Annotated in this window: 20 protein-coding genes; 5 read left to right on the top strand and 15 right to left on the bottom strand. The window is 41.4% G+C overall.

Features of this window, described 5'->3' with window-relative positions:
- Positions 1–11: 11 nt before the first annotated feature.
- Genes D8854_RS05110 through D8854_RS05100 form a run of 3 tightly spaced genes read right to left on the bottom strand, consistent with a single transcriptional unit; the run spans position 12 to position 2,714 of the window.
- Positions 12–1,316: a hypothetical protein gene (locus tag D8854_RS05110; RefSeq protein WP_125450003.1), complete on the bottom strand. Its 1,305-nt coding sequence runs from the start codon at positions 1,314–1,316 to the stop codon at positions 12–14.
- 49 nt (positions 1,317–1,365) lie between these two features.
- Positions 1,366–1,941 carry a ribonuclease M5 gene (gene rnmV, locus D8854_RS05105; RefSeq protein ID WP_125450001.1) on the bottom strand — a complete coding sequence of 192 codons (576 nt, stop codon included), beginning with the start codon at positions 1,939–1,941 and terminating at the stop codon, positions 1,366–1,368.
- 2 nt (positions 1,942–1,943) lie between these two features.
- Positions 1,944–2,714, bottom strand: a complete 771-nt coding sequence (locus D8854_RS05100; protein WP_125450185.1) for a TatD family hydrolase — start codon at positions 2,712–2,714, stop codon at positions 1,944–1,946.
- Positions 2,715–2,863: 149 nt separating this feature from the next.
- Between D8854_RS05100 and D8854_RS05095 the strand changes: the two genes are divergently transcribed.
- Positions 2,864–4,708 (top strand): APC family permease, encoded by a 1,845-nt coding sequence (locus D8854_RS05095; protein WP_125449999.1) that lies wholly within the window; start codon positions 2,864–2,866, stop codon positions 4,706–4,708.
- Positions 4,709–4,799: 91 nt separating this feature from the next.
- Here the strand turns inward: D8854_RS05095 and D8854_RS05090 are convergent, their stop codons facing one another.
- The 4 genes from D8854_RS05090 to D8854_RS05075 form a co-directional block, all read right to left on the bottom strand.
- Positions 4,800–6,761: a peptide ABC transporter substrate-binding protein gene (locus tag D8854_RS05090; RefSeq protein ID WP_125449997.1), complete on the bottom strand. Its 1,962-nt coding sequence runs from the start codon at positions 6,759–6,761 to the stop codon at positions 4,800–4,802.
- 143 nt (positions 6,762–6,904) lie between these two features.
- On the bottom strand, positions 6,905–7,039 hold the full coding sequence (gene rpmH / locus D8854_RS05085) for a 50S ribosomal protein L34 (RefSeq protein ID WP_000831905.1): 135 nt from the start codon (positions 7,037–7,039) through the stop codon (positions 6,905–6,907).
- Between the two features lie 145 nt (positions 7,040–7,184).
- The gene (locus D8854_RS05080) at positions 7,185–8,399 is read right to left on the bottom strand and encodes a pyridoxal phosphate-dependent aminotransferase (RefSeq protein WP_000666481.1); all 1,215 of its coding nucleotides are present in this window, start codon (positions 8,397–8,399) and stop codon (positions 7,185–7,187) included.
- A 142-nt stretch (positions 8,400–8,541) separates the two neighbouring features.
- Positions 8,542–8,841 (bottom strand): hypothetical protein, encoded by a 300-nt coding sequence (locus D8854_RS05075; RefSeq protein WP_125449995.1) that lies wholly within the window; start codon positions 8,839–8,841, stop codon positions 8,542–8,544.
- 166 nt (positions 8,842–9,007) lie between these two features.
- Between D8854_RS05075 and D8854_RS05070 the strand changes: the two genes are divergently transcribed.
- Complete coding sequence (locus D8854_RS05070; RefSeq protein WP_000079159.1) at positions 9,008–9,460, top strand: universal stress protein; 453 nt, start codon at positions 9,008–9,010, stop codon at positions 9,458–9,460.
- Between the two features lie 35 nt (positions 9,461–9,495).
- Here D8854_RS05070 and D8854_RS05065 read toward each other — a convergent pair whose 3' ends face one another.
- Complete coding sequence (locus D8854_RS05065) at positions 9,496–10,881, bottom strand: Cof-type HAD-IIB family hydrolase (protein WP_125449994.1); 1,386 nt, start codon at positions 10,879–10,881, stop codon at positions 9,496–9,498.
- A 65-nt stretch (positions 10,882–10,946) separates the two neighbouring features.
- On the opposite strand from D8854_RS05065, the gene D8854_RS05060 reads away from it, so the two are divergent.
- Positions 10,947–11,909 carry an asparaginase gene (locus tag D8854_RS05060; RefSeq protein ID WP_125449992.1) on the top strand — a complete coding sequence of 321 codons (963 nt, stop codon included), beginning with the start codon at positions 10,947–10,949 and terminating at the stop codon, positions 11,907–11,909.
- 40 nt (positions 11,910–11,949) lie between these two features.
- On the opposite strand, the gene ccpA is transcribed toward D8854_RS05060, so the two are convergent.
- On the bottom strand, positions 11,950–12,960 hold the full coding sequence (gene ccpA, locus D8854_RS05055; protein ID WP_038804599.1) for a catabolite control protein A: 1,011 nt from the start codon (positions 12,958–12,960) through the stop codon (positions 11,950–11,952).
- Between the two features lie 209 nt (positions 12,961–13,169).
- Here ccpA and D8854_RS05050 point away from each other — a divergent pair, with 209 nt between their 5' ends.
- Positions 13,170–13,487: a DUF960 domain-containing protein gene (locus D8854_RS05050; protein ID WP_000886039.1), complete on the top strand. Its 318-nt coding sequence runs from the start codon at positions 13,170–13,172 to the stop codon at positions 13,485–13,487.
- 46 nt (positions 13,488–13,533) lie between these two features.
- Here D8854_RS05050 and folK read toward each other — a convergent pair whose 3' ends face one another.
- The 6 genes from folK to D8854_RS05020 all read right to left on the bottom strand — a co-directional run bounded on the left by folK (position 13,534) and on the right by D8854_RS05020 (position 19,477).
- Positions 13,534–14,346, bottom strand: coding sequence for a 2-amino-4-hydroxy-6-hydroxymethyldihydropteridine diphosphokinase (folK, locus tag D8854_RS05045; protein ID WP_125449990.1), 813 nt, complete (start codon positions 14,344–14,346; stop codon positions 13,534–13,536).
- Positions 14,347–14,388: 42 nt separating this feature from the next.
- Positions 14,389–14,943, bottom strand: a complete 555-nt coding sequence (gene folE, locus D8854_RS05040) for a GTP cyclohydrolase I FolE (protein WP_125449988.1) — start codon at positions 14,941–14,943, stop codon at positions 14,389–14,391.
- Complete coding sequence (locus D8854_RS05035; protein ID WP_125449986.1) at positions 14,924–16,246, bottom strand: bifunctional folylpolyglutamate synthase/dihydrofolate synthase; 1,323 nt, start codon at positions 16,244–16,246, stop codon at positions 14,924–14,926. The genes folE and D8854_RS05035 overlap by 20 nt, the downstream gene beginning before the upstream one ends.
- Before the next feature lies 1 nt (position 16,247).
- Positions 16,248–17,222, bottom strand: a complete 975-nt coding sequence (folP, locus tag D8854_RS05030; protein WP_185768069.1) for a dihydropteroate synthase — start codon at positions 17,220–17,222, stop codon at positions 16,248–16,250.
- 75 nt (positions 17,223–17,297) lie between these two features.
- Positions 17,298–18,005, bottom strand: coding sequence for a CPBP family intramembrane glutamic endopeptidase (locus tag D8854_RS05025; protein WP_084881337.1), 708 nt, complete (start codon positions 18,003–18,005; stop codon positions 17,298–17,300).
- Between the two features lie 53 nt (positions 18,006–18,058).
- A complete protein-coding gene (locus D8854_RS05020; protein WP_000359242.1) occupies positions 18,059–19,477 on the bottom strand; it encodes an NCS2 family permease in 1,419 nt (472 codons plus the stop codon).
- Positions 19,478–19,664: 187 nt separating this feature from the next.
- On the opposite strand from D8854_RS05020, the gene D8854_RS05015 reads away from it, so the two are divergent.
- Positions 19,665–20,477, top strand: a complete 813-nt coding sequence (locus D8854_RS05015; protein ID WP_000162335.1) for a Cof-type HAD-IIB family hydrolase — start codon at positions 19,665–19,667, stop codon at positions 20,475–20,477.
- The last annotated feature ends 269 nt before the right edge of the window (positions 20,478–20,746 follow it).

Here is a 20,746-nt window from a genome sequence, read left to right as displayed (position 1 = left end):
TTATCTACTCTTTATTCCTCATTACTCTTAAAACCATTAAAATAAAAATTATACTTTCCTGTCTTATCTACATTCTTTTTCTTCAAGAATCTATTAAAATTATCCTTTTCAAAAACTATTGTATTATAAACATTTTCATTCTTAATACAAAATATATAATATTTGAAATTATTAGACTTTTGTATTTTCTCTAAAAATAGACTGTTCCAGCCAGAGAATAAACTTCCAGCAATAAATTCGGATTTATTTTTCTCCGTTATATAATTTTTACTGATACTTATTTTTTTATTATTTATTTTATCATCAACACCTATGCCGTACGACACTAATCCATTAATAATATCCTGATAGATTTCTTTCCTAATTTCTGACTTAGACTCTATTTCAAAAAACTTGTTGCCTAAAATATAGTTATCAGCTATAATTCCTTCTCGGGTATCAAACACAGTTCCATATTCTGAAACAGATATAGAATGAAATTGTTCATTATTGACATTAGCAAAATCATCCTCATTCGAATCTCTGAATGTGCCTATAATCGTGTTATTTAACAATTTTTTCTCATTTTCTATAGATAATTGACCATTACTGATACTACAGTTGATAAATTCACATTTTTCAAATGAATTTAAATCAATAAAATCAGCAGAAAAAGTACACTCTACAAAGCTCTTATCTTTAAATTTTACTTTTTCAATCTCATATCCAGTAACACCAAATTCAACATAACTGAAATATTTAACTTCCTTGGAACCAAATATTTCTTCCTTTTTCAAAGATATTATTTCTCTCATAACTGGTTTCAGTGCTGTGCTCAAATTATATTTCCAGTTCTCCGCCAACTCATTCCCAGGATTCTCTATTCCTTTTGGATATTTTATTGAACAAATTGTAGACAATACTTGAACAAAGTCAAGAGAAATATCTAATTTTAATATCTCATTCCATTCCTTTAATAATTTATTATACGTATCAATGATATATTCAATTTTTCCCGCCTTATAAAAGGGTAACTCTTTGGTCTTACTAATATCTGCAACAAGTTCTGTAAGTTGCTTATCATAATACTTCACAGTGTCTCTAACATTATCAGACACAGTATTTTTCTTATTTTCTCTACTTTGTTCAATAGCTTGATTCCAAGTAACTAATGTCGGCAACGCAATAACTATGCCCGCTAATACTTCTCCTTGGGATAAACTATTAAGAATTAAATTCTTACCCTCAAAAAGATTATTCATATATAAAATAATACCAACAATCACAACTCCGACTGCAGCAAAACTCAACAATAATTTACCATCCTTATTTTTCATACAGCCTCCTATTAACTTAAATACACTACCTTCATTTTAACATAATTCTCTACACTTTAGAGTCTTTCTCATAACTTTTCATAGCCTCTTCTACTTCTGCCAAGGTTACCCCAAATAACTCTAAGCGCTTGAGGAGTTGTTTGCCGTTGGAATAGCCAATTCGTAGAGCCTCTCCTAGATACTCTCTACGCCTACGACTGTCTGCTTCCGCTAGGAAACCTAGGCGAATCAAGTCACCACGACTGATGTTAAACTCGTTCTCGCTTTCAAATTGCTCTGTCACCTGAGTCAGCGCTGTTTTTAGATCTTCATAGCTGGCGTGTTCAATTCCCAGAGAACGTCCCTTGGACTTAGATTTGGGAACCGCTTCATCTCGCTTGAGAAAGGCATGCTGTACCGTTGGAATGGCCGTCATAATCATGCGCCGAATCCGCTCCCCATTAAAATCTGGATCGGTAAAGACAATCACTCCATGCAATTCATGCAGGCGCTGAATGCGTTCTATATCCTGATCATTGATTGCCGACCCCCGGGTCTCATAGGTTTCCACGTCAAAGTAACGTTTGAGATTGGCCGTATCATCGCGACCTTCGACTACGATGACTTGGGAAATTTTTTCTTTCATGATTATTTTTCCAACCCAAAAATACGCTCTGCATTGGCACTTGTCACAGTAGCTAATTCTTCTGCCGTCATGCCACGCAAGTCGGCAATAAAGTCGACCACATAGCGTGTGTAGGCTGTTTTGTTTTCACGGCCACGTTTAGGAATAGGAGCCAGGTAGGGCGCATCCGTTTCTACCAAAATCTTGTCTAACGGAAGTTCTCTAGCAGCCTCTTGGATATCCGTCGCTTTCTTAAAGGTCACCACACCTGAGAAAGAAATGGTCATACCAAGCTCGACAAACTTCTCAGCCCACTCCAAAGAGCCTGAAAATGAATGCATAATCCCACCACGAGGACCAACTCCCTCACTCTTGATAATCTCATAAGTATCTTCTAGCGCATCACGGGTATGGACCACAAAAGGCAAATTCAAGTCCTTAGACAGCTGAATCTGACGACGAAAAACCTGCTCCTGCACTTCCTTAGGTGCTGTCATCCAATGGTAGTCCAGACCAATCTCACCTAAAGCAACAACCTTGGGATGTTTTAGTTTTTCAAACAAGTAAGCTTCGACCTCATCTGTGTAAGTGCCTGCTTCCGTCGGATGCCAGCCAATAGTTGCGTAGAGTTGCTCATACTCATCTGCTAACTCTAGGGCTCGCTCAATGGTCGGTGTATCAAAACCAACAATATTCATCCGTGTCACACCCATCTCAGCGGCCAGGGCGAGTTCTTCTGCCTCGCGTCCTGCAAATTCTTCTACATTTAAATGTGTGTGCGTATCAAAAATCATCTCTTCTAACCTCATTCTTCCATCTATTATACCAAAAATAGCATCCCTCGGCTTGGAAAAATATCCAAAAACCAGTCATTCTCCCTTGACTGCCCTTTTTCAAAGCAGTATAATAACACTTATTGAAATTTTCATCAAAGGAAAAGAAAATGTTTAGAAAATTAAAATATACCTTTATCGGTCGACCACTCAAGTCTCTCACAGACGGCGAAGGGGGATTGTTGGGAAAAATGCAGGCACTTGCAATGTTATCCAGTGATGCCCTGTCTTCTATTGCCTATGGACCTGAACAAGTCATTCTCGTTTTAGTCAGTCTCTCTCCTCTCGCTATTTGGTGGAGCCTCCCTATCGGTATTTTTGTCCTCTTACTCCTCGCTAGTTTGACCATTTCCTATCGTCAAATTATTCACGCCTATCCTCAAGGTGGTGGGGCTTATATGGTCACTCGGGAAAATCTCTCTCCTGAACTAGGCTTGATTGCAGGGGGCAGCCTCCTTGTTGACTATATGCTGACAGTAGCCGTATCCGTTGCGTCTGGAGCTGATGCTATTACAGCAGCCATCCCTGCCCTCCATCCCTATAATCTTCATATCTCTATTTTCCTAGTCTGTCTGCTCATGCTCTTGAATTTAAGAGGCTTGAAAGAATCTGCCAGCTCTCTGATGATTCCCGTCTACCTCTTTATCCTCAGTACCGTCTTTCTCTTGCTTTATGGGTTCTTTCAACTGTTTACAGGTTCCCTAAACTATCAGGCGACTTCAACCATTGGACAAACTGTTCCGAGCCTTTCCATCGTTCTCCTACTAAGAGCCTTTACCAGTGGCTCTGCCTCTCTGACAGGGGTTGAAGCTATTTCAAATGCGGTACCATTTTTCAAAACTCCGAAGGAAAAGAATGCTGCTCAGACCTTGACCATCATGTCGCTCATTTTAGGTTTTCTTTTTGCGGGCATTACCTTCCTAAACTACTGGATGGGCATCACACCTCAACACGGAGAAACCATCCTCTCACAAATGGCCAAAGGCATTCTTGGTGATTCATTCTTTGGTCATGCTAGCTACTATCTCTTCCAGTTCTCGACAGCCTTGATTCTAGCCGTAGCTGCAAATACTGGCTTTTCAGCCTTCCCTATGCTGTCCTACAATATGGCCAAAAACAAGTACATGCCCCATCTCTTTATGGAAAAAGGGGATCGCCTTGGCTACTCCAACGGTATCTTAACTCTGGCCTTTGGGGCTATGATCCTTCTTCTCATTTTTAATGGGAATACTGAACGCTTGATTCCTCTTTATACTATCGGGGTCTTCGTTCCCTTTGCCCTTTCTCAGACTGGAATGATTCGCCATTGGAAAAAGGAAAAAGGAGCAAACTTTTTAAAACCTGCCTTTGCTAATATCCTTGGGGCCATCATTTGTTATGCTATTGTACTCATTTTACTCCTCTTTAGACTAGGTGATATCTGGCCATTCTTCCCAATTATCCTAGTTTTAACTTTCCTCTTTTTGTCCATTCACAGCCATTACCAAAAAGTGGCAAAACAACTACGACTCTACGAAGGAATTGAAAAGCGCACTTATGACGGCAACCTTGTCCTTGTCCTAGTAGGAAATGTTACCAAAGTCAGTGTCGGAGCCATTAACTACGCTCAAAGTATCGGTGATGAAGTGTTAGCCATGCACATTTCTACTAAAGAAACGGCAGAAAAAGACCAAGAAATTCTTCAGGAATTTGCCGACTACTTCCCAAATATCACTCTGAAGAATATCAATACCAGTTACCGCGACATCATCACCCCTAGTGTTAAGTATGTCAAACGAATCGCCCAAGAAGCTAAGCAAAAAAACTACACCGTTACAGTCCTTGTCCCACAGTTTATCCCTAACAAGCCTTGGCAAAATATCCTGCACAATCAAATGAGCCTCAAACTAAAATACGCTCTCAGATGGCACGAAGACGTCGTTGTCGCTAGCTACTCTTATCACTTAAAAGAATAAAGAAAAGGCCCTACCAGAACCAAAAAGCGTCTGGTGGGGCCTTTTTCTAAATCCAGCCACTATGCTTAACTAAAAAGCATGACTAGGAATATTATTGAATGTGGTTAGCTAAATCTTCTTGAGCTTTTTTGTTGGACTCAGTTTTTTCTTTTTGCCATTTTTCATAAAGTTCTTGGTACTGTTTCGCAGTCACGGGATCTTTTTGCAACTCAACATATTTGTAGTTGTCCGCATCCCCTTTATGTCCAACAAATGAGAAGGCTCCTGTGAACGGTACAGTCTTACGGAAGATTGGATTAGCTCCTCCACTTTGAACTGGCAGAAAGAGAGCACTATCTGTTAGCCAAGCTTGAACTTCGGCAAATTTCTCATAGCGAACCTGAGTGTTTTCAACTTCTTTATCTGCCTCATCTAACAACTTCTTGTAGGTAGAGAGACCGATTTTTTCCTTGACATCATTGTCTTTTCCTGGAGTCAAACCAAGGTTTTTTAACTGAGAACCGGAGTCTGGATCCAAGAGGTCAAGATAGGTCTTAGGATCAGAGTAATCTCCGCTCCAGCCTGAGATGTCAATGTCATAGTCCTTTTGTTCAGCTGTGTCAGCAAAGAAGGTTGCATTGTCTTTCTCGTCTGGAGAAAGTTGAATCACATCGATAACAATATTATCTGATCCAAGTGTCTCCTCAACCGTCTGCTTGAAAGAACTGGCTTGTTGTACGTCCAACTTAGCAGTCTGGTCCACTGGCATGTCTAAATGGATAGGGAAGGTCACACCTTCTGCCTGCAAACTTTCTTTGGCTTTGGCAAATTCTGCCTTGGCTTTATCAGCATTCAAGAAGGCAGGCTGAGCGTCGTTTAGATTGACATTAGCCCACTCTGAACCGTAGTTGACTATCTTTTCATTGACAGCATCTCCGAAGTTTTTCCCACCAATTTGAACAAAATTGCTTGGTGTGACTGTGTTTCGAAGGATACGGTCAGCTCCATCTTCTCCATTTGTCTGGGCAGCGTAGGCATGACGGTCAAAGGCGAAGTTAATCGCCTGACGGAAGTCCTTATTTTGCATAGCTGCACGAGAATCCGTCTTTTCTTTATCCGTCTGTTTCATTGTTTGATTGTAACTTTGACGGTTGACATTGAAGAGATAGTAGAAAGTCACAGCATCCTGAGGAGTATAGGTAATCTTATCTTCATTCCCTTTTTTCAACTGGTCAAAGACAGAGCTTGTCGGGAAGATACGGCCATCTGTGTAGTTGCCTTCTAAGAATCCTCGAGCCAAACTATCTTGGTCTGAACCATCATAGAAGGAAAGTTTAACCTTCTCAATTTTCACATTGTCCTTATCCCAGTAATTAGGGTTCTTTTCAAACTCAATTAAAGATTTTGATGTGAAAGACTTGAACAAGTATGGCCCATTTGACAGGATACTAGATGGGGTAACACTTCCAAAATCATCACCCTTTGATTTCAAAAAGGCTTCATTGACAGGACTCAAAATCCCCCCTGTTGTCTTTGAATTCCAATAAGACTCTGGCTTGTTCAAAGTGTATTGAAGAGTATAGTCGTCCACTGCCTTGACTCCAACCGTCTCAAAGTCAGATGTTTTCCCTTCGACATAATCTGCCAAACCTTTGATTGAATCCCGTACCAAGTACAAGTTCTCAGCCTTTTTATCCGCTGCATACTTAAGACCCGTCACAAAGTCATGTGCTGTCACTTCAGCATACTCTTCTCCTTCAGAGGTATACCACTTAGCCCCTTGGCGGATTTTGTAGGTATAGGTCAAACCGTCTTTTGATACTGTCCATGACTGCGCCATAGAAGGAACGAGGTTGCCATATTTATCATTTTCCAACAAACCATCAATCAAGTTTGTCGTAATGCTAGAGGTTGAACCACGTGTCGAAGTGATATAGTCTAATGTATCTGGATTGCTGGCAAATACATATGAGTAGGTTTTATCTGTATTTGATTGTGCCGAACTACAAGCCGCCATCAAGAAGCTTGCGCTCAAAATTCCAGCCCCTAGTAGGAGGGCTTTTGATTTCTTCATAACTGTTCTCCATTTTTTATAGTATGTGAAATATTATACACTATTTCAGAAAAAATATAAAGCATTTACAGACTGATATTATAGGAAAAAGAAAAGTCAGTAGACTCGAGTTCCTACTGACTTCTTTGTTGAATTCGTTTGGATTATGCAGCCAAAACTTTGCGTCCTTTACGACGACGAGCTGCCAATACGCGACGACCGTTTTTAGTTGACATACGGTTACGGAATCCGTGTTTGCGCGCACGACGAAGTTTACTTGGTTGATAAGTACGTTTCACGATGAATACCTCCTCATAGATTTTGTATTCGTTTAGCCGGCTATAAAGTGATCAGTTACTAAACATACTTTACTATTCTATCTGATTCTGCCACTTTTGTCAATAGCTCCAGGCAAATGTTTTCTAGCTTTTCCTATGAAAGCCCTTATCTACGATACTGTTTCAAGAAACGAGTCATCTTTTCTTGGATTTGTGCTAATTCATCTACACGAGGAAGATAAACAATACGGAAATGGTCTGGTTCTTGCCAATTAAAGCCGCGACCATGAACCAAGAGAACCTTTTCTTGTTTCAAGAAATTAAGAACAAACTGCTCATCATCATCGATGCGGTACATATTGCGATCGATTTTAGGAAAGATATAAAGACCTGCCTTTGGCTTGACCGCAGACAAACCTGGAATATCTTGAATGGCATTATAGATAAAGTTTCTTTGTTCGTAGATCCGTCCACCTGGAAGGAGTAATTCGTCCACTGACTGGTGCCCACCTAGTGATGTTTGTACGACTTGCTGGGCCAAAACGTTAGAACAAAGGCGCATGTTGGACAGCATATTGAGACCTTCGATATAGCCTTTAACATGGGTCTTAGGTCCAGACAAGACCATCCAACCTACACGGAAACCAGCGATACGGTGGGATTTTGACAGACCATTCATGCTGACACAGAAAACATCAGGTGCCAAGCTTGCCACAGGCGTGTGCACATGCCCATCCATCACCATGCGGTCATAAATCTCATCCGCAAAGATGATCAAATCATTTTGACGGGCAATCTCAATAATCTCCAACAAGAGTTCCTTAGGATAAAGGGCTCCAGTTGGGTTGTTTGGATTGATAAGGACGATTGCCTTGGTATTGGAAGTAATTTTTGACTTAATATCGTCAATATCTGGGTACCATTCTGCAGCTTCATCACAGATATAGTGAACGGCATTTCCCCCAGCTAGGCTGACCGCGGCTGTCCAGAGAGGATAGTCTGGCATAGGCACCAAGACCTCATCGCCATTATCCAAAAGCCCTTGCATGGACATAACAATCAGCTCACTGACACCATTTCCAAGGTAGATATCATCAATGTCCACATTGGGGAAGTTCTTCAATTGGCAATACTGCATGATGGCTTTACGTGCTGAGAAAATCCCTTTGGAGTCAGAATATCCCTCACTATCACGCGCATTCATAATCAAGTCATGAATGACTTCATCTGGCGCTGTGAAGCCAAATTCTGCTGGATTCCCTGTATTCAGACGTAAAATCTTTTCTCCGTTTGCTCGCATCCGCATAGCTTCTTCCAAAACAGGGCCACGGATATCATAGGCAACATGCTCTAACTTACTAGACTTGTTATATTCTTTCATCTTGTTTCCTCAATTCATCGAGATAGTAACATTATACCACTAGAAAGGGATTGCGACAAGTTTCCTGAAATGAGCAAGCAAAGAAAAAACTCATAACGACTAGGTTCTCACCGTCTAAATAACTAGAAGGAAGAATCATTTTTCACATACCAAAAGACAAACCTAGGAAGACTAATGCTAAAAAGGAATCATACAAAAGATTAAACATGAGAAAGAGCCCCCACGTGACCAAATAGTCCAAGCGACCACTTCTCTTTGCAATCACAAATAAAATGATGTGGTAGACTAAGTGAAAGAGAAGAAATCCAATAAAACCTGAATAGAGAACGGGCACGACTCTTTCCAGCTGCCAAAGCATCACTACTTCTCCTACAAGTGACGCAAGGATAATTCCATGATAAAGAAAACTTATTTTTTTAGAAGCTTGAACAAAATCTTTCATACTTTCTCATCCCCTCACTGTGTTTCCTAATATCTCGTTTCCTTTTATTTTAACATATCTCCACCAAATCGAATCTCCAATAATATTTATTTAAATATGATTTTTACTTTACTTCTTTAGTGAAAAGGATTACAATAAAAGTAAGAAAATTTCAGGAGGTTTCATTATGGCACAACGTTACCAAAATGTTATGGTTGCAATTGATGGTTCTAAAGAGGCAGACTTGGCTTTTGTTAAAGGTGTTTACACTGCTCTACGCAATGATTCCAAGCTCACCATTGCCCATGTTATTGACACACGCGCTCTTCAAAGCGTATCTACCTTTGATGCTGAAGTTTACGAAGAACTTCAAGTCGATGCTGAAAGTCTGATGAAAGAGTACGAAAAACGTGCAAAAGATGCGGGTGTGACCGATATTCATACCGTCATCGAAATGGGAAATCCAAAAACTCTCCTTGCCCGTACCATTCCAGACGCAGAAAATGTTGACTTGATTCTCGTCGGTGCAACAGGTCTTAATGCCTTTGAACGCCTCTTGGTTGGCTCTTCATCTGAATACATCCTCCGCCACGCAAAAGTTGATTTACTCGTCGTGAGAGAACAAGAAAAAACATTATAGGAACACAAAAGGAGCCTGCTAGGCTCCCTTTTTTCTTACTTATTTCTCTCTTTATGTCGCTCATAAGCCTTGAGCTGACGCTGCAGTTCCTTTCTGATAGCAGGTTCTGGAGCATATTTTTCGTCCCAGTCATCCGGTTTTAAGATTTTATGTGTAACTGGATCAAAATGGGCTTTTCCATCAGGAAAAACCTTCCCCATGTTTGCCTCATGCACAATATCAAAGATGCGTTCTGGATCCACTCCCATCAAGGCAAAACTACCGTAAGTAAAATACAGTGTATCGATTAAGGCATCAACCTGCCCGATTAGATCTTTTTGGGCAGGCGTTTTTTGCCTCACCTTTTCGGCCGCCTTGTCAAGTGCCGCATGCATGCTTGCAAGCGACTGCTGGAATTCTTCCTCCGAAGAACTTGCCGCGCGGACAAACTCTACTAATTCTTCAATTTTAAAATCTGCGCGGTGGGTTGCACCTTCAACATCCCATGCCTGTGGCTCTTCTTGAGTTCGTTCATCCATCATGTGGTGGAAGGTCTTGACCTTATTAAAATGGTAATCTCGACTGACAAAAACTTTTTCTGAAGCCAAAACACCAAAGTGCTCGAGCGCCTTATGGATGCCATCTTGTTGGTTACTTGCTGTAATGTGCTTGGCAACTTCTTTGACGCTGCTACTGCCATTTCCCATGGCCACAGACATACCAACACCCGCCAACATTTCTAGGTCATTGTCTGAATCACCAAAGGCCATGACTTGGTTGAGATCAAAACCATATTCTTTCCCGACTCGGCGAATGCCTTCTAGTTTGGAATTTCCTTGGTTGATGATATCCGCAGCGAAGGGATTGCTTCGAGTTAATTTTAAATCTTCAAAATCACTTGCAGCTTTCTCAGATTCTTCAGGAGTCATCAGCATTAACACTTGATAGATTGGCTCATTGATCAAACGAAGCAGGTCATCTTCCTTTTGAGGGACTGCCTTGCTAACCATTCGATTAAAGGAACGGCTAACGGTTCTTGTTAAGACAGTCGGGATAAAACGGCTAACCAGCTGTGAAAAGGATCCGAGACCAAAGGACATAATTTTCGAACCAACAACAGCATGCTCGGTTCCAAGAGCAATTTCTTTACGCTCCTTTTTAGCATAGGCAATCAATTGACGCAAGCTTGACTTGGCAATTGGGCTAGCAAATAAAACTTTTTCTTTATTAAAGATGTATTGTCCGTTATAAGTTATTGCAAAATCCAGGTCTAAATCTTCCATAAATTCCTTGACAAAGAAAGGCCCTCGTCCTGTCGCTACTCCAACAAGTACCCCTTGTTCTTTCACAATCCTAATCGCGTCCTTAGTGGATTTCAAAACACTCTTGCGATCGTTGACTAGCGTTCCATCGATATCAAAAAAAACAGCTTTGACTTCCATCCTATCCCATTCTCCCCTTTTGTGTTACAATGATTATACCACATTTCAGAGAGAGTGAGTAATTCATGCCTAAGAAAATCCTTGTTTTACATACAGGTGGGACTATTTCCATGCAAGCAGACGCCTCTGGCGCAGTTGTGACCAGCCAGGACAATCCCATGAACCATGTCACCAATCCTCTTAAAGGGATAGAGGTCCATGCCCTAGACTTTTTTAACCTACCGAGCCCCCATATCAAACCCAAACACATGCTAGCCCTCTACCATAAGATTAAGGAGGAAGCAGGCAACTACGATGGGGTTGTGATTACACATGGGACGGACACTTTGGAAGAAACAGCCTACTTCCTTGATACCATGAAAATCCCCAACATGCCCATCGTTCTAACAGGAGCTATGCGTAGTTCCAACGAACTCGGTAGCGATGGCGTTTATAACTACCTGAGCGCTTTGCGAGTCGCAAGCGATGACAAGTCAGCTGACAAGGGTGTGCTGGTCGTCATGAATGATGAGATTCACGCAGCAAAGTATGTTACCAAAACCCATACGACCAACGTCGGTACCTTTCAAACTCCTACTCACGGGCCTCTCGGTCTCATCATGAAGCAAGAAATCCTCTACTTCAAAACAGCTGAGCCTCGTGTCCGTTTTGATCTCGAGCATATTCAAGGTCTAGTTCCCATCATCTCGGCCTATGCAGGTATGACAGACGAGCTAATTGATATGCTTGACCTAGATCACCTAGATGGATTAGTCGTTCAAGCTTTTGGAGCAGGTAATGTACCCAAAGAAACAGCTCAAAAATTAGAAAGTCTCCTCCAAAAAGACATTCCAGTCGCCTTGGTTTCACGTTGTTTTAACGGCATTGCAGAACCTGTTTATGCCTACCAAGGCGGAGGAGTGCAGTTGCAACGAGCTGGCGTTTTCTTTGTCAAAGAACTCAATGCTCAAAAAGCGCGCCTCAAATTATTGATTGCTATCAACGCTGGGCTAAAAGGACAAGAACTTCGCAATTACATGGAAGGTTAAAATTGAAAATCAGGAAATCTTCTCGATTCCCTGATTTTTTCTATTTGCGTTTTCGTGTCGAACGACGTTCTGTCAAACCGTGAGGCAGGAGAACTTCACGTTCTTCCAACTCTTCCTTATGCATAATCTTGGTCAACATACGCATGCTGATAGCGCCTAGGTCATAAAGAGGTTGGGCAATAGTAGTCAAGTTTGGACGAGTGAATCGTGCAATTTGAGAATCATCTGTCGTGATGATTTCAAACTCTTCTGGTACAGAAATACCGTGATCTGCCAAGCCATTTAACACACCCGCAGCCAATTCATCACCTGTCACAACCGCGGCTGTAGCCTGTGAAGAAACCAAGCGCTCTGCCAAGGCATAGCCATCATTATAGCTGTATTTAGACTCAAATACCAAGCCCTCGCTATAAGGGATTCCTGCCTTTTTCAATGCTTCCTTGTAACCAATCAATCGAATTTTGCCGTTGATATCATCAACAAGTGGCCCACTGACAAAGGCAATCTTTTCATTTTCCTGAAGCAAATGAGTTACTGCATCAATCGTTGCTTGTTTGTAGTCAATATTAACACTTGGCAACTGGTGTTCGATATCCACCGTTCCTGCAAGGACAACTGGTGTCCGAGAACGAGAAAATTCTGAACGAATCTTTTCAGTCAAGTGATAGCCCATAAAGATAATACCATCAACTTGTTTTGAAAAGAGAGTATTAACTACTGAAACTTCTTTTTCATCGTCTTCATCACTGTTGGCTAGGACGATATTGTACTTATACATCTCTGCAATATCATCAATCCCCTTGGCTAGGGTTGAAAAATAGCCATTGGTGATATTTGGAATTACAACACCGACTGTCGTGGTTTTCTTGCTGGCCAAGCCACGCGCTACCGCATTTGGACGGTAGTCAAGACGATCAATCACCTCTAGAACTTTTTTACGAGTATTCTCTTTGACGTTCTTATTGCCATTCACTACACGGCTAACAGTTGCCATTGAAACCCCAGCTTCACGGGCAACATCATAAATCGTTACTGTATCATCTGTGTTCATTCTGTTTCCTTTCTATATTGAAAATTTCGCTTTCATACATCTGCTTAATCCATTTTATCACTTATTGTAAACACTTTCAAGTATTTTTTAGAGAAACTTTGAAAAAATTTCACAACCTATTCCCATTTTGAAAAAGTGAGTACGATTTCTTGATTTTTGGGATGTTTTGCTGTATGATAAGGAAAAATAAAAGGAGGGAGGGAATGTTTATGGCTTTTACAAATACTCAGAGACGTTCGGCCAGTTTTGGCGTTGTGACCAGCTTGCCTGACGATGTTATCGACTCTTTATGGTTTATTATCGATCATTTTTTGAAAAATGTCTTTGAATTAGAAGAGGAACTTGAATTTCAACTGCTAAATAACGAGGGAACCATCACCTTCCATTTCTCTAGTCAGCACCTGCCGACTAGTATCGACTTTGATTTTAATCATCCCTTTGACCCTCTTTACCCTCCTCGGGTCCTTGTTTTAGACATGGACGGGAAAGAAACCATCCTCCTTCCTGAAGAAAATGACCTATTTTAAAAACTCTAGCTTCTCGGCGCAAACTGCTGAGGAACTAGAGTTTTTTCTATTTGTTCAATTCTTGATACAAGTAACGAATTGGTTGTTTTAAGATTGGATGAATAAAATGGGGAGCTATTTCCAATAAAGGTTCAAGGACAAAGAGGCGTTCTGCTATATAAGGATGAGGCAAGATGAGCTCGTCTGTATAGATGACCTGGTCTTCTACAAAGAGCAGATCCAAATCGATCAAACGAGGTCCCCAATGAACCTCTCGAACCCGCCCCATTTCTGACTCAATGGCTAACAAGGTTTCTAACAAGACTGGTGCTGGAAGCCAGGTTTCTACTTCAATCACCTGATTGGCAAAACTAGCTTGTTCCACACCGCCCCAAGGCTCCGTCATCAAGACACTGGACTCTTTGAGAATGTAGATACCTCGAGCTCGCAGTTTGTCAATCGCTTGTTCCAAGTTTGCTTGCTTATCCCCCATATTGCTTCCTAGGGCGATAAAGGCTCGTTGCTTGCGACGATTGATGGTTACTGAGCAGGTATCCAACGACAAATGAACCGGAGCCCAAGGTTTTTTGAGTTCCAACTCAATTTCTTGGACAAGAGGATAAGTCTCAAAGGTACGTTCAACTAGTTTGTAGGCTACTGTTTCAATCAAGTCCTCAGTGGTTTCCTGAAACCAAGCTGTCCACTGCTGACAAAGTTCGCCGTAATGGATAGAAGCCGCCAAATCCAAGTCTGTCGCCGCCTTGGTCATGTCATAGGATAGGGTCGCCGAAATGACAAACTTTTGCCCTAGCTCTTTTTCACTAGGAAAAAGACCATGATAGGCAAAAATTTCCAAATCTTTAATCTGCAGTTGATCCATAACTAGTCCTTTCTAGAAAAATCCGCATGAAGCGGATTCTTTTTATAGTCCCATTAGACGATAAGCCTGATCTCGGAGGTCTTTATCCGTCTCAAATACACCACGGGCTACAGTGGTCAAAGTCGCAGTGCCTGGCTTTCTGACACCACGCATGCTCATACACATATGCTCGGCCTCAATGACAACAAAGGCTCCCTTAGCCCCCAGATAGTCCATCAAGGCATCGGCCACTTCGATATTCAACCGTTCTTGAATCTGTGGCTTTTTAGCATAGACTTCAACCGTACGGGCTAACTTGGACAAGCCTGCCACACGACCATCTGGAATATAGGCAATGTGCGCTCTCCCATAAAAGGGCAAAAAGTGGTGTTCACACATAGTGTGGAAAAAGATATCCTTTTCCACTACCATATTGTCATCAATAATCTCAAAAGATTTTGACAAATGTTCCTCCGCAGTCTGACCAAGACCTGAAAAAATCTCTTGGTACATACGAGCTACACGGGCAGGTGTTTCCTGCAAGCCCTCGCGGTTAGCGTCCTCACCAACAGCCTCAATAATCATTTTTATAGCCGTTTCAATCTTTTGTGTATCCATTCTCGTTCTTCCTCTCCATCAGATAGGCTCTCACTTGGCTCAAGAAATACAAGGAACCTGTGACAATCCTAACTGTTTGTTTCTTTTCTTTTTTATCTGTCAATTTCTGCTCTAGAAAATCCTGCCAACTTTGATAGTTGAGATTTCTAGACTCAGCTGCCTCTTTCAATACTCTTTCATCCGTCGCCCGACTATCGTCAAAATGTGTCAGGGTAAGCTCGGTATCTGGCATTTCCCCTAGCAAATCCAGCATATCTTCCAAGGCCTTGGTTTTGATACAAGTAAAGAGAATTTCTTTATGATAGTCAGCAAAGCGTTCTTGCAAGGTATTCAACAAAGCCTTGATAGCATGCGGATTGTGGGCCCCATCCAAAAGCAGCAAGGGGGCGCCAGACACGACCTCCAAACGCCCTGGCCATCTGGTTTCCTCAAGGGCTTGAGCAACTAAGGCATTACTTGCTAATTCTCGTCCAGTCTCCTGACAATAAGTGTCTAGGAGAGCAAGCGCCATCCCCGCATTCTCGATCTGATGCAAGCCCAGCAGACCTGTCTGGAAGCGACCTTGTCTGACAGAACTGGTATAATCAAAGATTTCACCCGCTACCACGCTTTCTTGATGACGAACCTGATAATCCGCCCCGTAGGCAAGTCTCGGTGCATGTTTGCCTTCCGCAATACGATCGATAACAGCCAAGGCTTCTGGAGCAATGCGACCTGTCACCAAGGGAATGCCTTGCTTGATAATACCAGCTTTCTGCTCTGCTATAGCTTCCAAGGTATCACCAAGTAGGGATACATGGTCTAAGCCAATGGTCGTAATTCCTGTCAGAATAGGCTGGCAGACATTGGTACTATCCAAAAGTCCACCCATGCCGACTTCCATGATAGCCACATCAACTTTTTCAGTGGCAAAATAATCATAAGCTAGAGCTGTGATAATCTCAAACTCGGTTGTTCCTTTTAAAGCAGCGCCTTTCTCCCCCTCAAGCAAAGAGCGATAAACTGCCATGAGGGCTTCTAGTCTCGCTTCTGGGATGGATTCCCCATTGATGCTAATCTGATCCGTATAATGAATGAGATAGGGTGAGCTGAATACACCTACTCTCAGACCTAGCTTTTCCAGCATCTTTTTCAAAAAAGCAATGGTAGATCCCTTGCCATTGGTCCCTCCGATATGGATGACCTTAAGTTTGAGATGGGGATTACCTCGCAGGGCTAGGAGTTCTACCATGCGTTCTAAACCAAAATTTGGTTGGTCCGTCCGGTAGTGGGCGATCCACTGATTGTTTTGAATTTCGTTCATCTTACTTATATTGTTTTAAATCTAGATTTTCTGCATCATCTGCCAAACGAATGGCTGACGCAATTTCAACCGCCATCTTGTGACTGGCTACATCGTGCACGCGCACTACTTCGACACCCTGTCTTGCAGCGATACTGGTTACATGAGCTGAAGCTGTATCCCGATTGCGGAAACCGACTTCCGTTTCAGGATTAACTTCAAAACCATTTTCTTCTAGGATATTGATGACAAATCGCTTACGCGAAACTCCAAGAAAGATTGGATAGCCTTGTTGGTGTAGTTTATCCAGATCCCGTAGAAGGAGCAGATTTTCTTTCTTGGTCAGACCAAAGCCAATCCCTGGATCCAGCAGAATGTTTTCTCTTACTATCCCAGCTTGATTCGCTCTCACTAGAGCTCGTTCAAAGAAAGCCTCCATCAAGTCTTCGATTGGCACTTTTTCAAAGTCAGCTAACTCTTCCTCTGTAAAAGCTTGCTCAAAACCAAAATGAGGAAAGATGAGCGAACTAGGATGCTGAGGACGAGCCATAACTGGATTAAACATGATAACCACCTTCGCTCCAGCCTTAGCAACCACATCCGCCATTTTCTCATCTCCCATGAGACCCGTGATATCATTGACCAGATTGGCACCAGCAGCCAAGGCAGCCTCTGCCACCTGACTTTTCCATGTATCAATAGAAATGAGGACATCGCTTTCCTCACGGATAGCTTTAATCACTGGAACAACACGCTGGATTTCCTCTTCTATTTCAACATAGCTACTGCCCGGCCGAGTCGATTCTCCACCGATATCTAGCATGCTCGCTCCTTCTGCTATCAATTTACGAGCTTGCTGGAGCGCCTGCTCAAGAGCAAAAAACTGCCCACCATCCGAAAAAGAATCTGGTGTTACATTGATAATTCCACAAATAGCTGTTTTTGCATGATTAGCTTTACTTGACATATCGGTCACTCCCTCAAGGTTTTTCACCATATTATCTTTCTATTTTACCATAAAAAGAAAAAGATGAACACGCTAGTATTCATCTTTTCCAAGCGGGCCAATAGTTTAGAATGATAGACCTAGATTTCTACTAATCAACACCAATAAGGCCAACAAACAAAATGCAATACCATTGAGAATCATATGAAGCAAAATGGACATCTCCAAACGCTCAGTCTTATAGGCTGTCCAAGTCAAAACCGTTGACATTCCTCCATAAATAATCACAGAAGGTAGATTGGTTGGCATATGGAGCAAGGTAAAGACGATTGCACCAACAACAAAACCTAGTTTTTCTTTTCCACGGAAGATCTTTTTTGGAATAATTCCACGACACAAAATTTCTTCACAAATCGGCGCAATCAAGACTAGTAGGAAGAAAGTTGAAATCAAGGAACTATTCTGAACCAAACCATTCAGTATTGATTGGTTATTGGTTGTTGCCTCATTTGTTAGTCGAAGCAGGAGTGAACCCAAGAGATTTGTCGCAAAAATCACCAGATAACTCAGTACCAAGCGAGCCAAGTCTTTTGCCTTAAAAAAGGATAGATTAAAAGTAGCAAGTTGTGTTTTTCGTGCACCAATAATGAATACAATCAAAACGACTATGGATAGGGCACCTACTAAGAGCCCTGACTGTAAAATCGGAAACTGTTTGTTTGCTAAAAACAAAGCAAGTCCTATGGGAAATTGAGATAGAACAAAAGCTACCAAAAGGATGAGCACCCATTTCCCTCTGTTCAAAACCTCTTGCCAAATCGTCTTATCTTTCATGATGTACCTCCTTATAAGAAAAAGGGGAGACTCCCCTTTTTCTATTATACCATTTATAGCGCCATACTGATATAGTTAAGGATAAACAAGGCATCCAAAATCCAAATCATCACGTGCACATCCTTGGCTTGACCTTTGACAACTTTTGTCAAGGTATATGTCAAGAAACCAACAGCAATCCCTTGTGTGATAGAGTAGCTGAATCCCATAAAGATAGATGTGAAGAAGGCAGGAACCGCTTCAGCCATATCATCCCAAGGGATATTTTTCAAGTTAGAAAGCATCATGATTCCGACGATGATCAAAATTGGTGCTGTTGCAGCTGTCGGAACAATCGCTAGAAGTGGGCTAAAGAAGCTAGATAGAGCAAAACAGATCGCAACCACTAGGGCTGTCAAACCAGTACGTCCACCAGCACCGATACCAGCCGCAGATTCAACATAGGTCGTAACGTTTGAAGTACCTGCAATGGCACCTACCGAAGTTGCCACCAAGTCAGAGTAAAGAGCCTTGTCCAATTTAACTGACTCATGGTTTTCCCCACTTGTCGCAACGATACCAACTTTTTCACCAGTACCGATAAGAGTACCGATTGTATCAAAAATATCCGTTAGTGAGAAGGCAAGAATAGCCATCAAGGTTTCTGGTAAACGTGAAGTGTTTGAAATCAAAGAGCCTAAACCTTCTGAACCAAGAGCAGCACCAAACAAAGTTCCTAAATCATTAACCGCTGCTGAAAGATTGTTGCTAGCAAAGTCAATCCCTGATAATTTGACAACACCAACAGCAATGGCAAGGACAGTCGTTGTTAAAATAGAAAGAATAATTCCACCCTTGATGCCTTTAACAACAAAGAAGATGGTAATAGCCAGACCTGCAAGAGCCACCAATACTGCTGGAGTATTGAAGTCTACCAATCCTGGAACAGCTGCTGAGTTTGCAGTAAGTGCAGCTTGAGCCTTGTCCGCTCCTTCACCTGCTACCGTATAAGTACCTGGATCGATTGAGAATTTCAAGAGACCGGCATTCTTAATCCCAACATAGGCAAGGAAAACACCAATACCAGCCGAAATAGCTGAACGAAGTGTTGTTGGAATAGATTCGATGATCATTTTACGAACATTTGTTAAGGTAATAATCAGTGAAATAATTCCACAAATGAAGACCATACCAAGAGCCTCTTTCCAAGTATAGCCCATCCCAAATACAACTGTAAATGTAAAGAAGGCATTTAGTCCCATACCTGGTGCTTGTGCGTACGGCAAATTAGCATAGAAAGCCATCATCAAAGTACCTACTACAGAACCGATAATCGTTGCCAAGAACACACCTTGAACAGGCATACCCGTTTGGGAAAGCATTTGAGGGTTTACAAAGAGAATATAACTCATTGCAAAGAATGTTGTTAAACCAGCAAGCACCTCTGTACGGACATCTGTCCCGTGCTCTTTTAGTTTAAATAGTTTGTCCATCTTTAATCTCCTTTTGTTTTTTACGAACAATATTAGTATTATATCATTTATCATTCACCTTTTCAATATGTTTGTTTGATTTATTTAATAAATCAAAGCAACTGTAGTTTTTGTTCTTATCTGCTTTTCTTCCTTCTTTTTGATATAATAGTAGACATCTTATCTGGAAACGACTAGGAAGGTTTATATGACTAAAAAAATTATCGCAGTCGATTTGGACGGAACCCTGCTAAATAATGAAAGCAAGCTCTCCGATTTCACCAAAGAGACGATCAAAAAAATTTCAGAAAAAGGACACCATGTCATCATCACGACAGGCCGTCCGTATCGTATGGCAAAAGACTTCTATCGTGAGCTAGAATTGCATACTCCCATGATTAACTTTAATGGTTCCCTTACCCATCTACCAGGAAAGGCTTGGGAGCATGAAAAGTGCTTGACCTTGGACAAAAAATACCTCCTAGACATGGTCAAGCGCACGGAGGACATCCAGGCTGACTTTATTGCAGGAGAATATCGAAAAAAGTTCTATATCACGACTCCGAATGAAGAGATTGCGGATCCTAAACTATTTGGCGTAGAGAACTTCCGGCCGGAAAATCAATTCAAACCCGAACGAGTAACCAAAGATCCCAACTGCATTCTCTTGCAAACAAGGGCTGAAGACAAATACGCTTTAGCAGATGAAATGAATCGTTTTTATCAGCACCAACTAGCTATCAATACCTGGGGTGGTCCCCTCAACATCCTCGAGTGTACTCCCAAAGGTGTAAACAAGGCATTTGCTCTAGAGTACTTGCTCAATGTGATGAATCGTGATAAAAAAGACTTAATCGCCTTTGGTGATGAGCATAATGACACTGAAATGTTGGCATTTGCAGGCAAGGGATATGCTATGAAAAACGCCAATCCTGCTCTTCTTCCATATGCAGACGAACAACTTCCTCTGACCAACGAAGAAGATGGAGTTGCCCACGCTTTACAAAATTTATTCCTATAAAAGGGAAGATTGCATGGTCGCAATCTTTCCTTTTTGTTTTCATTCTGTTTTCACAAAAGCACCTCGTTTTCTGTATTTTTATATTAAATTTTCTATCGCCATTTTCACTTACCTCTCAAAACTATTGATATATTAATATTTTTAAAAAGTCATTTTATGAAAACTTTTACATCTTTTTAGAAAAAGTAGTTGATTTTTATATGAAAACGGTTTATACTTAAAGTTAGGCTTAAAGTTTTCTTAAACATACAGTCAAACATTTTATAAGG

This window comes from Streptococcus mitis, assembly GCF_003943905.1.
Lineage (GTDB): Bacteria > Bacillota > Bacilli > Lactobacillales > Streptococcaceae > Streptococcus > Streptococcus mitis_BC.
The sequence above is the reverse complement of the archived record's forward strand: the minus strand, read 5'-3'. Positions and strand labels throughout refer to the sequence as shown.